This window comes from Acinetobacter sp. 742879 (genome assembly GCF_000588535.1).
Classification (GTDB): domain Bacteria; phylum Pseudomonadota; class Gammaproteobacteria; order Pseudomonadales; family Moraxellaceae; genus Acinetobacter; species Acinetobacter pittii.
Map to the genome: position 1 here is coordinate 24,428 of NZ_JFYC01000007.1, position 12,614 is coordinate 37,041.

11 protein-coding genes and 6 tRNA genes are annotated in these 12,614 nt (G+C 39.7%); 6 read left to right on the forward strand and 11 right to left on the reverse strand.

All coding sequences use genetic code 11. The features are described 5' to 3' along the window. Positions 1-10: 10 nt before the first annotated feature. Positions 11-967, forward strand: a complete 957-nt coding sequence (locus tag J690_RS14310) for a cation diffusion facilitator family transporter (RefSeq protein WP_005067046.1) — start codon at positions 11-13, stop codon at positions 965-967. Between the two features lie 19 nt (positions 968-986). Here J690_RS14310 and J690_RS14315 read toward each other — a convergent pair whose 3' ends face one another. Beyond that, entirely contained in the window at positions 987-1,325 is a 339-nt protein-coding gene (locus J690_RS14315; protein WP_002117013.1) for a hypothetical protein, read from the reverse strand. 274 nt (positions 1,326-1,599) lie between these two features. Between J690_RS14315 and J690_RS14320 the strand changes: the two genes are divergently transcribed. Beyond that, positions 1,600-2,547, forward strand: coding sequence for a hypothetical protein (locus tag J690_RS14320; protein ID WP_002116860.1), 948 nt, complete (start codon positions 1,600-1,602; stop codon positions 2,545-2,547). Between the two features lie 91 nt (positions 2,548-2,638). Here J690_RS14320 and J690_RS14325 read toward each other — a convergent pair. The 10 genes from J690_RS14325 to J690_RS14370 all read right to left on the reverse strand — a co-directional run bounded on the left by J690_RS14325 (position 2,639) and on the right by J690_RS14370 (position 7,879). After that, positions 2,639-2,714: transfer RNA gene (locus J690_RS14325), tRNA-Glu, on the reverse strand. Positions 2,715-2,743: 29 nt separating this feature from the next. Then, a tRNA-Glu gene (locus tag J690_RS14330) sits at positions 2,744-2,819 on the reverse strand. Between the two features lie 29 nt (positions 2,820-2,848). Further along, positions 2,849-2,924 (reverse strand) — tRNA-Glu (locus J690_RS14335). Positions 2,925-2,953: 29 nt separating this feature from the next. After that, positions 2,954-3,029, reverse strand: a tRNA-Glu gene (locus tag J690_RS14340). A gap of 121 nt (positions 3,030-3,150) precedes the next feature. Beyond that, on the reverse strand, positions 3,151-4,050 hold the full coding sequence (locus J690_RS14345; protein WP_081405183.1) for a PGAP1-like alpha/beta domain-containing protein: 900 nt from the start codon (positions 4,048-4,050) through the stop codon (positions 3,151-3,153). Positions 4,051-4,170: 120 nt separating this feature from the next. Beyond that, on the reverse strand, positions 4,171-5,592 hold the full coding sequence (locus J690_RS14350; RefSeq protein ID WP_005067053.1) for an amino acid permease: 1,422 nt from the start codon (positions 5,590-5,592) through the stop codon (positions 4,171-4,173). Positions 5,593-5,720: 128 nt separating this feature from the next. Beyond that, positions 5,721-5,796 (reverse strand) — tRNA-Glu (locus J690_RS14355). Positions 5,797-5,821: 25 nt separating this feature from the next. Continuing rightward, positions 5,822-5,897, reverse strand: a tRNA-Ala gene (locus J690_RS14360). Positions 5,898-5,954: 57 nt separating this feature from the next. After that, complete coding sequence (gene gltX / locus J690_RS14365) at positions 5,955-7,463, reverse strand: glutamate--tRNA ligase (protein ID WP_017387062.1); 1,509 nt, start codon at positions 7,461-7,463, stop codon at positions 5,955-5,957. A 116-nt stretch (positions 7,464-7,579) separates the two neighbouring features. After that, a complete protein-coding gene (locus J690_RS14370; RefSeq protein WP_002116889.1) occupies positions 7,580-7,879 on the reverse strand; it encodes a hypothetical protein in 300 nt (99 codons plus the stop codon). A gap of 399 nt (positions 7,880-8,278) precedes the next feature. Between J690_RS14370 and J690_RS14375 the strand changes: the two genes are divergently transcribed. The 4 genes from J690_RS14375 (at position 8,279) to ftsI (ending at position 12,611) form a co-directional block, all read left to right on the forward strand. After that, positions 8,279-9,280: a sulfate ABC transporter substrate-binding protein gene (locus J690_RS14375; RefSeq protein ID WP_032036602.1), complete on the forward strand. Its 1,002-nt coding sequence runs from the start codon at positions 8,279-8,281 to the stop codon at positions 9,278-9,280. Between the two features lie 231 nt (positions 9,281-9,511). Next, the gene (gene rsmH, locus J690_RS14380) at positions 9,512-10,435 is read left to right on the forward strand and encodes a 16S rRNA (cytosine(1402)-N(4))-methyltransferase RsmH (RefSeq protein WP_032036603.1); all 924 of its coding nucleotides are present in this window, start codon (positions 9,512-9,514) and stop codon (positions 10,433-10,435) included. Further along, positions 10,435-10,767: a cell division protein FtsL gene (gene ftsL, locus J690_RS14385; RefSeq protein ID WP_002116847.1), complete on the forward strand. Its 333-nt coding sequence runs from the start codon at positions 10,435-10,437 to the stop codon at positions 10,765-10,767. Before rsmH ends, ftsL begins: the two co-directional genes overlap by 1 nt. An 11-nt stretch (positions 10,768-10,778) precedes the next feature. Continuing rightward, the gene (gene ftsI, locus J690_RS14390; RefSeq protein WP_002117016.1) at positions 10,779-12,611 is read left to right on the forward strand and encodes a penicillin-binding protein PBP3; all 1,833 of its coding nucleotides are present in this window, start codon (positions 10,779-10,781) and stop codon (positions 12,609-12,611) included. Positions 12,612-12,614: the final 3 nt, after the last annotated feature.

Sequence of the window (12,614 nt, forward strand, 5' to 3'; positions counted from 1 at the left end):
AGTCCGCAAAATGGGTGGACAACATGGTCATGACCATAGTCATGCTGTAGTGACTGAAGGTAATGCCAAGAAATTAACGATTGCCTTGGCGCTTACTACGACATTTTTAATTGTTGAGGTTATTGCAGGTTTAATCACACAAAGTCTGGCGTTGCTCTCTGACGCTGCGCATATGTTTACAGATGCAGCTGCTTTGGCAATTGCTCTGGTCGCAATTCAGATTTCAAAACGTCCCGCTGATAATAAGCGTACTTTTGGTTATCAACGCTTTGAAATTCTGGCCGCTTTATTTAATGCACTCATGCTGTTCGTGGTGGCAATTTATATTTTATATGAAGCCTATATCCGTTTCTCTAAGCCACCCGAAATTCAAAGTGTGGGTATGCTGGTTGTAGCGACTATTGGTTTGGTAATTAACCTCATCTCAATGAAAATCCTGATGTCGAGTGCCAATAACAGCCTAAATGTGAAAGGTGCTTATCTAGAAGTATTGAGTGATGCACTAGGTTCGGTAGGCGTTATTATTGGTGCAATTATTATTTACTTCACTAATTGGTACTGGATTGACACGCTTATTGCGGTACTGATTGGATTTTGGGTGCTGCCAAGAACATGGGTTTTACTTAAGCAAAGTATTAACATTTTGCTCGAAGGTGTACCCGAAGAGGTTGATATTGAGAAGCTACGTGCAGATTTACTTTCTTTAAATGGTGTTGAGAGTATTCACCAACTCAAAGTGTGGGCGATTACTTCTAAAAATATCCATTTAACCGTGCACTTATTTGCGCCTGAAGCTGATCGTACCAAGCTCTATCAAGATGCTGTTGAAATGCTTTCTCATGAACATGGTATTGGTGAAGTGACATTACAAATTGAGGACGATGCCGAGATCAATTGTCAGCATATTGCTCAGCATGCTTCGCACAAACATGATGATGCAGACAATGCACATTCACATCAGCATTAAGCTGATGTGAACAGTTTTTTTAAATTTCCCATTCGTTATTGCAGTCACGGCATTTCCAGTGTTTTTGTGACTGCATAAATGCTTGCATAGACAGTTTAAAATCAGGTAAATCACGCCAGAACATAAAACCTGCCCCTACAGTAACCACAAATGCAACTACTGTTGCGATTTGAAGAGAACTACCTGCACCATTGCCAAAAATCCACATAAAGATGCTAATGACTACTAACAGTAAAAGCACAAAAATTGCAGGAATCAAGATAACCAGACTTTTAGGAACGACAGGTTTTGCGCTGTTCACGCCTTGGCTCACAGGCATAATTTTAACACTTTGACATTTAGGGCAACGATATTGCATGAGAACTCCACATTTAGTTTGAATCTATTCTAACGGAAATGTGCAGAAAGAAAAAAATTTGTAAGATATCGATGAAATGCGTTGAGTTAGCAGAAAAATTACTTATGAATAAACAAAGAAATATAAAAAAACAGATGATTTATCCGTACACATAAAAATTAAAATAATATTGTAGAGCATGCTAATCTACAGAAAAATGAAGTGTGATTAGCACAATAAGTGAGCTTAAATACTCGAATAGGATGTGGGATAAATATAAAAAGGAGAGAGGGACTTGGGTCAACAAGATGACAATAAGTCGCAGCCTACAACGACAGCATCGGTTTTAGCTACCCCAGATACCGCTAAACCGTCATTATCTCGTCGATTACTGCATAAGACATTGCAACATGCCCAAGATGCAGTTGGGTTTGCTAGCGACACGACACGTAATATTGCAGAGGTTGCTGATGCTGCTTTGGACGCGCTCGATCAAGTAACTACTCATACACGACGTGGAGTTGTCGGAATGACAAATCTGGCAGCAGGCACGGTAAGAGATATGGTGTCTGAAACCAGTGAAACAGCACGCCAAGTCGCGTTGATTATGGCGCGAACTTTTTTGGGCAAAAGTACCTTAACGTTGTACTTACCCGAAATGTTATTAAATAATCAAATTCGTAAGCGCATTGATCGCTCAGAAATTGATGATATTAAAATTAAGTGCGGCAATGACAGTTTCCAAGTCGAGATCGATGGGCATTATCATCGTTTCATGTATCGTTTGAGTTTAGATTTTAAAGTGTTGGAATGTCGTATTGGGCAGGAAAAATTCTTACGCTTGCGACAAATGGATGAAAGTCTTGATGTTCAGATTCGACATGGCGGCACCTTGTCAAATTGGGCTGTGCGCCGTATTGGTCGAGTTGGTTTTGAAGTGGTAAATATGTTGCCTATTCCATCACTCATTAATCATTTGATTGGCGATATTCCCGGAATCCAACGCGATGGCCACCGCATGTGGTTTATTGACCTAGAGCAAGCAGGATTTATTGACTTTATTAACAACCGTTCATGGATGGTTGAAAAGCTTTTAAGTTTGACTGATTTTAGTATTTTACCAGGCTTGAATATTTTGAGAGAAAGTCGCGAGCTTGTGCAGCAGCTCGTAGATCAGTTTGAAATTAGAGGACTGCGAGTGCAGTCAGGTCGCCTTGAAGTACAAGTAGGAATTGCGGGTTGATAGAGCATATGAAAAGCTAATCATTGATTGGCTTTTTATTTTTTTAGGCAAGAAAAAAGCCACTGACGTTATGCAGTGGCTTTTTAGAATTTGGCGTCCCTACGGGGATTCGAACCCCGGTTACCGCCGTGAAAGGGCGATGTCCTAGGCCTCTAGACGATAGGGACTTATATGAGGCATACATCTGAAAAAATATTGGCGTCCCTACGGGGATTCGAACCCCGGTTACCGCCGTGAAAGGGCGATGTCCTAGGCCTCTAGACGATAGGGACTTATATGAGGCATACATCTGAAAAAATATTGGCGTCCCTACGGGGATTCGAACCCCGGTTACCGCCGTGAAAGGGCGATGTCCTAGGCCTCTAGACGATAGGGACTTATATGAGGCATACATCTGAAAAAATATTGGCGTCCCTACGGGGATTCGAACCCCGGTTACCGCCGTGAAAGGGCGATGTCCTAGGCCTCTAGACGATAGGGACGTTTCAGAGGTGGGCGTATATTAGGTCGATTTAATAAAAGTGTCAAATAGTTTTCTGAAGAAATATTAAAAAAAACAGTCAAGCGATTAAAAATAACTCAAATTGTAGAAAATATATACATTTAGCCTTCATTTTTCTGAAAAGGTTCAATAATTGCCTTTATAACCGACGGATGTTGTAAATATCCTAAAATCTCATGCGGCTGGTTGGCAAAGGTATAAATTTTCTGATTAATAATGGCAGGATCAAAATTAAATGGGGCCTCGCACAATGGAAATGCGGTCAAAAAATCATCCTGAGAGTAAAAATTAAACCAATCACCGTAAATACATGGCGGTCTAGAAATTGGACTCGGGAGCTTACTTTGAATCACGCGAAAAGATAAAGGGGAAGCTAGGGTGATAAAACGCTTAACTGAGAATTGATAAGATGGATCTGATAATAATTGAAAAGCAATAACTGAACCGAGAGAGTGTCCAACCACAACATAATCTTCTTCTTCTCGCATTTTCTTTAAAATTCTTTGATGTACTTCCTCCATAAACTCTGGATTAGATAGATACATATAGGTTTCGATGAGGAATTGTTGAATCAAACTTTCATGCAGTTTAGGAAAGTTATTTAATAAAACAACTAGTTCTTTCAGTACACGATCTTTAACTAATTGAGAAGTGAGATAAAGCCGTTCTGAGAAGCTTTTATCAGTTTGATCGGTTGAGGGACGTAACAACGGAACAAATGGAGTGTGCTCTCTAGTAGGAGGATTACTTGGGTGTACGTTAATAGGGAAATAATTATTAAAAAATGATTTAGGTAATAACGTGTTAAGGTCTAATTGGTTACTTAATTGGTATTTGGTCATTAAGTCGCCATAAAATGGCATGTGAATATGAAGATCGCGGACATTAACTTTGCAAGGCATTTGTTTCAGGCCGAGCTTGAATACTTTTAACCAATGCTCTTTCAAGCGATGTGCTGTGTAGTTTTGTTGATTCATCCCGTGGATAAATATAATTTTCATTCTATACAAGATTTTGTTTTTAATATAAATTTTAATCTACAACGGTATGTTGTTTAAAACCAGTATATAGGCAAAAAAAAGTGTAGCTTTTTGCTACACTTTAATTGAATAACGACGGGTTTAGTCTTTATTACGATAAAAAATAAAATAACTGACATAACATAAAGCTGTAAAAATAAGACAGCCTACAAAACCAGCGCGCATTTCAGGGTCTGCTGCCATACTCAAGCAAGTAATGAAACAGAAAACAAAACCTAAAATTGGCACAATAGGGAATAAAGGCGCAGCATATTGTAAGTCTTTAACTGTATGACCTGATCTATACCATTGGCGGCGGAAATTGAACTGACTTAAACAAATGCTCATCCATACGATGACCATGGTAAAAGCAGCTACACCCAGCAGATTCTTAAAAATAGTCTCAGGTGCAAATTGCTCTGATAATAAACCTGGAATTGCACCGAACATAGTTACAACTAGAGCTACGATTGGCGTTCCACTTTTTGATAAAGTCGCAAACACACTAGGTAGTAATTTTTGTTCTGACAGAGACCACATCATACGTGAAGCTGCATATAGGCCAGAATTGGCTGCTGAAAGCAGAGCTGTGATGATTACAAACCTAATAATGTCATCCGCATATGGAATGCCAATATAATTAAATACCGTCACAAAAGGACTGCTACTTACACCGTCACCGCCTAAACCCGCAAGTTGGAAAGGAAGTAAAGCGCTAATAACAATGATGGTACCCACAAAGAAAATAAGGAGGCGCCAGATCGCGGCATTAATCGCTTTTGGTACATTTTGAGCCGGATCTTTTGTTTCGCCAGCTGCTACACCAATTAATTCGGTTCCTGAGAAAGCAAAGTTAACAATTAACATGGTCGTAAAAATAGGAATTAAACCATGAGGGAACCAGCCTTGAGCCGTAAGATTGCTAAATAGTGGAGCAGTCTGGGCACCATGGAATGGAATTAAACCAAAAATTGCTAATAGGCCGAGCACAATAAAGGCAATCACGGTAACGACTTTAACAAGAGCCAGCCAAAACTCAGATTCAGCAAAAATACGAGTTGAACTAATATTTAAGCCAAAAATAGTAACTGCAAAAATAATTGTCCAAATCCACATCGAAATCTGCGGGAACCATTCTTGCATGAGTAGGGCTGCGGCAGTGAATTCGGTTCCAAGCGTTGCAGTCCAGGTGAGCCAGTACATCCAAGAAATCATATAGCCAGTACTTGGACTGATATATTTTTTGGCATAGGCACCAAAAGAACCTGAAACAGGCATGTGTACAGCGAGTTCTCCTAGGCAGAGCATGACCATGTAAGCGATCGCGCCACCAAGAATATAGGCAATAATTGCGCCAATAGCTCCAGTTTGTGAAATGACTTCCCCTGAACCTAAAAATAGACCAGTTCCGATCGCTCCGCCCAGTGATAGCATCACAAGATGGCGCGTACTCATGGCTCTTTTTAAAGGTGCAGTACTGTTCTGATGCTGATGAGCATCTAGTTGATTGTCAGATGGCTGCATATTACACATTGAGAGAATTAAGAAAGACGCTATTTTAGATAAAATAGACAAATGTGCAATCTAGAAAGAGATAAAGAATAAACAGTAAGGTGACGATAGAGTCTTTTTATAATTTTTAAAGCAGAATATGGCGTCCCTACGGGGATTCGAACCCCGGTTACCGCCGTGAAAGGGCGATGTCCTAGGCCTCTAGACGATAGGGACTTGATGAGGCAAACACAAAGGAGCGTGGTGGAGTCAAGCGGGATCGAACCGCTGACCTCTACAATGCCATTGTAGCGCTCTACCAACTGAGCTATGACCCCAGTTTGTGTGAGCGCAATCTTAGGGTGAATGCGCTCACACGTCAACAAAAAAATGAATTAAACTTCGCTAGTTGCGTCATTTTTCGGCAATTTTAAGCTCTCATTGAGTTTTTCCCAATTTTTAACTTCTTTCTTGCTCGGTCCGCCCACAATTTCTAAGGCATGACGTAAGCGAGCGAAAGTTAAATCAGGCCCAAGCGTAACCATTGATTGCATCACTGGTGTTGAACTCGTTGAACCGGCAATTGCGATAAAGAACGCTGGCATGAAATCACGTAGTTTAATGCCCATCTGATTCGCAAGATCCATTAGGGTTTGGCTAACGGTGTCATTATTCCAAGTAAACTGACCTTCAAGACGCCAAATTGCAAATTGTAAACTTTGACGAACTTGCTCTTGAGTCAATTTTTTACTTTCAAACATTTCAGCAGTAATTTGTGGCATATGGTTAAAATAGAAACCAGCCCAATTCACAGCTTCTGAAAGTAAATTAATACGTGGTTGAATAGCGGCAGCAATGTCTTCTAAAGTGTTGCGATCACTCTTCCATGTTAATAAACGGTCTAATAATTGGCCAGGTGTTAAACCTTTGATCCATTGACCATTTAACCAGTTCAATTTTTCAACGTCAAAAATTGGTCCGCCTAGTGATACACGTTGAATGTCAAAGTTATCCATCATGTCTTGTAATGTGAAAACTTCTCTTTCATCTGGCATTGACCAACCCATACGGCCTAAATAGTTGAGTAAGGCTTCTGGTAATACACCGATATCGCGGTAGTAGTTAATTGATGTCGGATTTTTACGTTTAGATAGTTTTGATTTATCTGGGTTACGTAACAGTGGCATGTGGCAAAGAGTTGGCATTTCCCAACCAAAATATTGGTAAAGCAACTGATGCTTTGGTGCAGAAGGAAGCCATTCTTCACCACGCAATACATGAGTGATTTCCATTAAATGGTCATCAACAACGTTAGCTAAATGGTAAGTTGGTAAACCATCTGTTTTAAGAAGGACTTGCATATCGACTTGAGCCCAAGGAATTTCAACTTCTCCACGTAGCAAGTCGTTAAATTTACAAACACCTTCTTCAGGCACTTTCATACGAATGACATGAGGTTCACCCGCTTCAAGACGTCGAGTCACTTCTTCTTGAGAAAGTTTTAAACCGCGGCCGTCATATTTTGGTGTCTCGCCACGTGCTTGTTGTTCAGCACGCATTTGGTCAAGTTCTTCTGCGGTTGCGAAACAGTAAAAAGCATGACCTTTTTCAACAAGTTCTAATGCGTATTGCTTATAAATTCCCATACGTTCAGATTGGCGATATGGTGCATGTGGGCCACCTACATCTGGACCTTCAGACCAATTCAAACCTAACCAACGTAATGAATCCAAAATCATTTTTTCAGACTCTGGTGTAGAACGAAGTTGGTCTGTATCTTCAATCCTTAAAATAAATTCTCCGCCATGTTGTTTCGCAAAACACATGTTAAATAAAGCAATGTAGGCTGTGCCAACATGAGGAAAACCGGTAGGGGAAGGTGCAATACGAGTACGAACTTTCATAGATAATGGGTCAGAATAAAAATTGAAACTATTATAACGAAAAAGCCCAGTATTCTGACGTTTTATTTAACGTCAGGCTGGGCTAAAACTGAAACGAAGAGGGGGTGTTTCAGATTTTAAGAAGCATGGGGCTGAAAGATTGCCTGAACAAAACGTGAAAAACGTTCGTGTTGTGCAGCAAGAAAATTTTGAGTTGGTGTAACGCGAATCGTATTTAGAACTTTAAGCTCATCATTTGTAGAAGGTAACACAATAGGGTTACGTTTCTGCTGATCTAAAGCTTTTTCAATAAGCGAAGTCTGTTTCTCTGAACCAGTTTTGCTTGGAGTATCTTTAAGTACTGCTGCTGCAGAAAACTGTGATGCCAAACTCAGCACCAAACTTAAGCTTAAAGCTTTTCCATAATGAATTTTCATTGTTAATCATCCCCTCTGTTCATTACATTTCATCTATTTTTTGAGTTTAACAAAATGTAAAATTACGGTAATGCTACGATTTAAACATAAATATTAATAAAAAAGTGGAACTGTGTCACACTTTTTACAAAATTTACCTATATTTTAAGCTGGTCGACTCAAATGTAGACCATATGTATCCTTTACGCTTCATTATTTAACAAATTAATGTGTAGATAAAGTGAAGGTCCTAAATAAGTTGTAAGAATAATTACAAAATTTTTCAAAAATGAAATAACTTAGACATTCTAAGCTATATATCTAAAAAAGATTAATAAAAAAGATATAAATATAAGTAATTGATTGTAAAAAATAAAATTGAAAATATAGTTAAACTAAAACGAATGATGGATTTTATAAATGAAAAAAATATCAATAATAGCTGTCGCTTTATATGTGGGAATAGCGACAACAGCGGCTCAAGCAGCGACCTCTTTTTTAAATGTTTCTTATGATCCGACTCGAGAGTTCTATCAAGAATATAACCAAACATTTGGTAAATTTTGGAAACAGCGAACAGGGCAAGACGTTGAATTCAAACAGTCACATGGTGGATCTGGCAAACAAGCCCGCGCGGTAGCCACAGGACTTGAAGCTGATGTAGTAACGTTAGCATTAGCGAATGATATTGATGAGATTGTGAAAGCTGGGTTTATTCAGCCGAACTGGCAAAAAGAATTTCCAAATAATTCTGCCCCGTATACTTCGACTGTCGTGTTTCTAGTACGAAAAGGTAACCCAAAAAATATACGCGACTGGAATGATTTAACAAAACCAGGTGTGGAAATTATCACCCCTAACCCTAAAACAGGTGGTGCACCGCGTTGGATTTATCTCTCTGCGTGGGGATATGCTTTAAAACAGCCAGGTGGAAATGATGCTAAGGCTCGAGAGTTGGTGAAAAAGCTTTATCACAATGTGAAAGTTCTAGATTCGGGAGCCCGTGGTTCACTTACGACATTTGCCGAACGTGGCATTGGTGATGTTTTGTTGTCTTGGGAAAATGAAGCTTTGTTGGCGACGAAAGGACCTGATAAGGATAAATATCAAATTGTTTATCCATCAATTTCAATTTTGGCTGAACCATCTGTCGCGATTGTAGATAAAACAGTAGATAAAGATGGAAACCGAACCTTGGCAAAAGGTTATCTGAACTTTTTATATTCACCTTTAGGCCAAGAATTGGCTGCTAAACATTATTTCCGACCGCGTAATGCTCAAGTGGCTGCGAAATATGCAGCGCAATTTCCAAAAATTAAATTATTTACCATTAATGATGTGTTCGGTGGTTGGGCTAAAGCTCAGAAAACTCACTTTGCAAACGGTGCTATTTTTGATCAAATTTATGACGGCAAGCAGTAAATAAAATGATCTAAAAACAATAGTCCAAAAAGAAAACTTAGAAGTTAAATATTCATAAAGAAAGCAAGCAAACTTAAAAAAGTAAGCTTGCTTTCTTTTTTTGCTTAAAAAATGCTAACAAAACGGTTTTATCTATGAAAAATTAATATTTTCCTACAAAAAGCCGTTTGGCGTTGGTCATAAACAAGGTGATAATGTGCAGTTACATTTTTACGCAATGATTTAACACCTATGTCGCATATTTCTGTCTTACTTTTTGAGACCGTTGAGAGCTTATTGGCAGATCGCACAACAGGGGTGTATATCGATGCAACCTTCGGACGAGGTGGGCATACACGTTTATTGCTCTCGAAACTTGATGAAAATGCACGAGTATATGCATTTGATAAAGACCCTCAAGCTTTGGAAGTTGCAGCTGCTTTGGCGCAAGAAGACCCGAGATTTACCATTATTCATGCCAGTTTTGCTGATATTAAAGAAAAAATGCAGGAAATTGGTGTGATGAGTGTTGATGGCATTATGGCTGACTTAGGAGTGTCATCTCCTCAACTCGACCAAGCTGAGCGTGGTTTCAGTTTTATGCAGGATGGTCCTCTAGACATGCGAATGGATAATTCTAAGGGATTAACCGCAGCTGAGTGGTTACTTGAAATTGAAGAAGAACAATTAGCAAATATTATTTATCAATATGGCGAAGAACGTTATAGTCGACGTATTGCAAAAGCGATTAAACAAGCTGGAAAACTAGATACAACAGCCCAATTGGCAGAACTTGTTAAAACAGCTCATCCAAAGTGGGAAAAACATAAGCATCCAGCAACACGTACATTTCAGGCAATTCGTATTGCTATTAATAAAGAACTAGATGATATTGAAGTATTTTTACCACAAGCTGTAGACTTACTAAAACCAAAAGGGCGTTTGTCTGTGATTAGCTTTCATTCTCTTGAAGATCGTTTAATCAAACAATTTATTCAAAAAGAATCGACTTTGGCAGAAGATATTAGCTGGGGAATGCCTCAGCAACAGGTAGATACAAGAAGGTTAAAGAAAATTTCACGGGTTCGTGCGAGTGAAGAAGAAGTAAAAGCGAACCCACGTTCACGTAGTGCATGGCTTCGGGTTGCTGAACGCTTGGAACAAAAAGGCGCGTAATGAAAAGCAGTGATGAAATTGAAACCACTGAAAATAAAGTGGTGAAAAAAGTTGTGGCATACACCGTATTAGTGGCGCTTGTTTTTATCAGTGCCATGATGGTGGTTTTTCAAGTATTTGAATATCGTCATGATTATAGAGAGCTTAGCTCTTATATGCGTGAACGTGATGATCTCAATGCTGAATGGGGGCGTTTGCTTATTGAGCAACAAACCTTCGGTGCAACAGCACAGATTGGTACGCGTGCTGTAACTCAACTACGCATGTTTTCGCCACCTGCTGCAGAAACGGTGGTAATTTCTTTACCGATGACCTCAGAGCAAAATAAGTAAGGCCTTGCTGTATGGTAGATAAGCGAACAAAGCAAACACGGAAAAAACAGCAGTCTATTTCGGAAAAACCAACTCTTGCCTTCGATATGTGGCGGTTTTATCTGCTATGGGCAACAGTACTGCTCTGTTTTGTTGTATTAATTGCACGTGCATTTTATGTGCAAGTGATTAATAAAGACTTTTTACAAAACAAGGCCAATGCCAATATTTTGCGTACGGAACGTATTGAGGCAATGCGTGGGGTTATTAGCGACCGTCATGGTGTGCCTTTGGCCATTAGTACGCCTATTATGAAAATTGTCATTGATCCACGTGATTACTTTGATACCAAGCATTTATATGACGAAATTACAGCGGAATTAAAAAAAGATCCAAATAATCGTAAGTTAAAACGACAATTACCAGATAAAAACCTAAACCTTGATGAGTTAGCGGATGTGGTTGGTTTAGATCGTGCAGATCTAAAAAAACAGATGAATGCGCGTCCACGTTCTCGTTATTTGGTTTTGAAAAAAGAAGTGCCGCCACAGCAGGCAGATCTCATTACAAAGGGTAACTTCCAAGGCGTTTATGCTGAGAAAACATATAAACGTTATTATCCTCAACCGCAGCCAAATGCTCAGATTATTGGTTTAACCAATAGTGAAGGCCAAGGGATTGAAGGCTTGGAAATGCAGTTGAATAAACAACTGTCTGGGGTAGATGGCGAACAAAAAATTATTCGTGATAAACGTGGTAACCGCTTAAAAGTTTCAGAGGTTATTCGTGAAGGTGAGCCAGGCGAAAACATCACTTTAAGTATCGACTCTCGTTTGCAATACATTATGTACCGTGAGTTGACTGCTGCTGGTGTCGCAAATAACGCCCGTTCGGCGACAGCAATTGCTGTAGATGTTAAAACAGGCGAAATTCTGGCTATGACCAGTTGGCCATCTTATAACCCGAATGATAAAAACGGTTTATCTAATAAAGATGCCATGCGTAACCGCGGTGCGATTGATATGTTCGAGCCGGGTTCTACCATGAAGCCTTTTACAGTTTCTGCTGCGCTCGAAACTGGACAATATACCCCAAATACGATTGTCAACACTTCACCAGGTTCAATGCGTTTAGGCTGGCATACCATTCGTGATACGCATAATTATGGTGCTTTGACTGTCAGTGGCGTAATTATTAAGTCATCAAACGTGGGTTCGGCAAAAATTGCGTTGTCACTTCCTAAAGAAACGTTACCAAGCTTCTTTAACCGTGCTGGCTTTGGTAAACGTTCTGCTGTGAAGTTCCCCGGTGAAAGCTCTGGTTTAGTACTTCCTGTAAGCAAATTAAACTCTTCCCAAATTGGTACCATGGCTTATGGTTATGGTCTAAATGCAACTATTCTTCAGTTGGCGCAAGGCTATGCAATGCTTGCAAACCATGGGGTAAAAATGCCTCTAAGCTTGCATAAGCTCGATCAAGCACCTAAAGGTGAGCAAGTTCTTGCTCCAAAAATTGCTGATCAGGTTTTGCTTATGCTAGAACAGGTGACGATGCCAGGCGGTACTGCAAAGCAAGCTAATATTCCGGGTTATCGCGTTGGTGGTAAAACAGGTACAGCTCATAAACTTCGTGCAGACCGTAAAGGTTATTCAAATAATGAATACCGTGCTTTATTTGCAGGTGTAGCTCCGATTAGTGATCCTCGTTTAGCGGTAATTGTAGTTGTTGAAAACCCACAAGGCCGTTATTACGGTGGTTTGGTTGCGGCCCCTGTTTTTGCACGCATTATGCAAGAATCATTGCGCTTAATGAATGTGCCGCTTGATAAGCCCCTTGATACTCCAGAAAATCCTATTCGCAGGTAAGCT

Excerpts from the sequence above, each read along its gene's own strand:
- J690_RS14310 (WP_005067046.1), top strand. The coding sequence starts at position 11 with ATGGGTGGACAACATGGTCATGACCATAGTCATGCTGTAGTGACTGAA.
- J690_RS14315 (WP_002117013.1), bottom strand. The coding sequence starts at position 1,325 with ATGCAATATCGTTGCCCTAAATGTCAAAGTGTTAAAATTATGCCTGTG.
- J690_RS14345 (WP_081405183.1), bottom strand. The coding sequence starts at position 4,050 with ATGAAAATTATATTTATCCACGGGATGAATCAACAAAACTACACAGCA.
- J690_RS14350 (WP_005067053.1), bottom strand. The coding sequence starts at position 5,592 with ATGCAGCCATCTGACAATCAACTAGATGCTCATCAGCATCAGAACAGT.
- gltX (WP_017387062.1), bottom strand. The coding sequence starts at position 7,463 with ATGAAAGTTCGTACTCGTATTGCACCTTCCCCTACCGGTTTTCCTCAT.
- J690_RS14370 (WP_002116889.1), bottom strand. The coding sequence starts at position 7,879 with ATGAAAATTCATTATGGAAAAGCTTTAAGCTTAAGTTTGGTGCTGAGT.
- J690_RS14375 (WP_032036602.1), top strand. The coding sequence starts at position 8,279 with ATGAAAAAAATATCAATAATAGCTGTCGCTTTATATGTGGGAATAGCG.
- rsmH (WP_032036603.1), top strand. The coding sequence starts at position 9,512 with ATGTCGCATATTTCTGTCTTACTTTTTGAGACCGTTGAGAGCTTATTG.
- ftsL (WP_002116847.1), top strand. The coding sequence starts at position 10,435 with ATGAAAAGCAGTGATGAAATTGAAACCACTGAAAATAAAGTGGTGAAA.
- ftsI (WP_002117016.1), top strand. The coding sequence starts at position 10,779 with ATGGTAGATAAGCGAACAAAGCAAACACGGAAAAAACAGCAGTCTATT.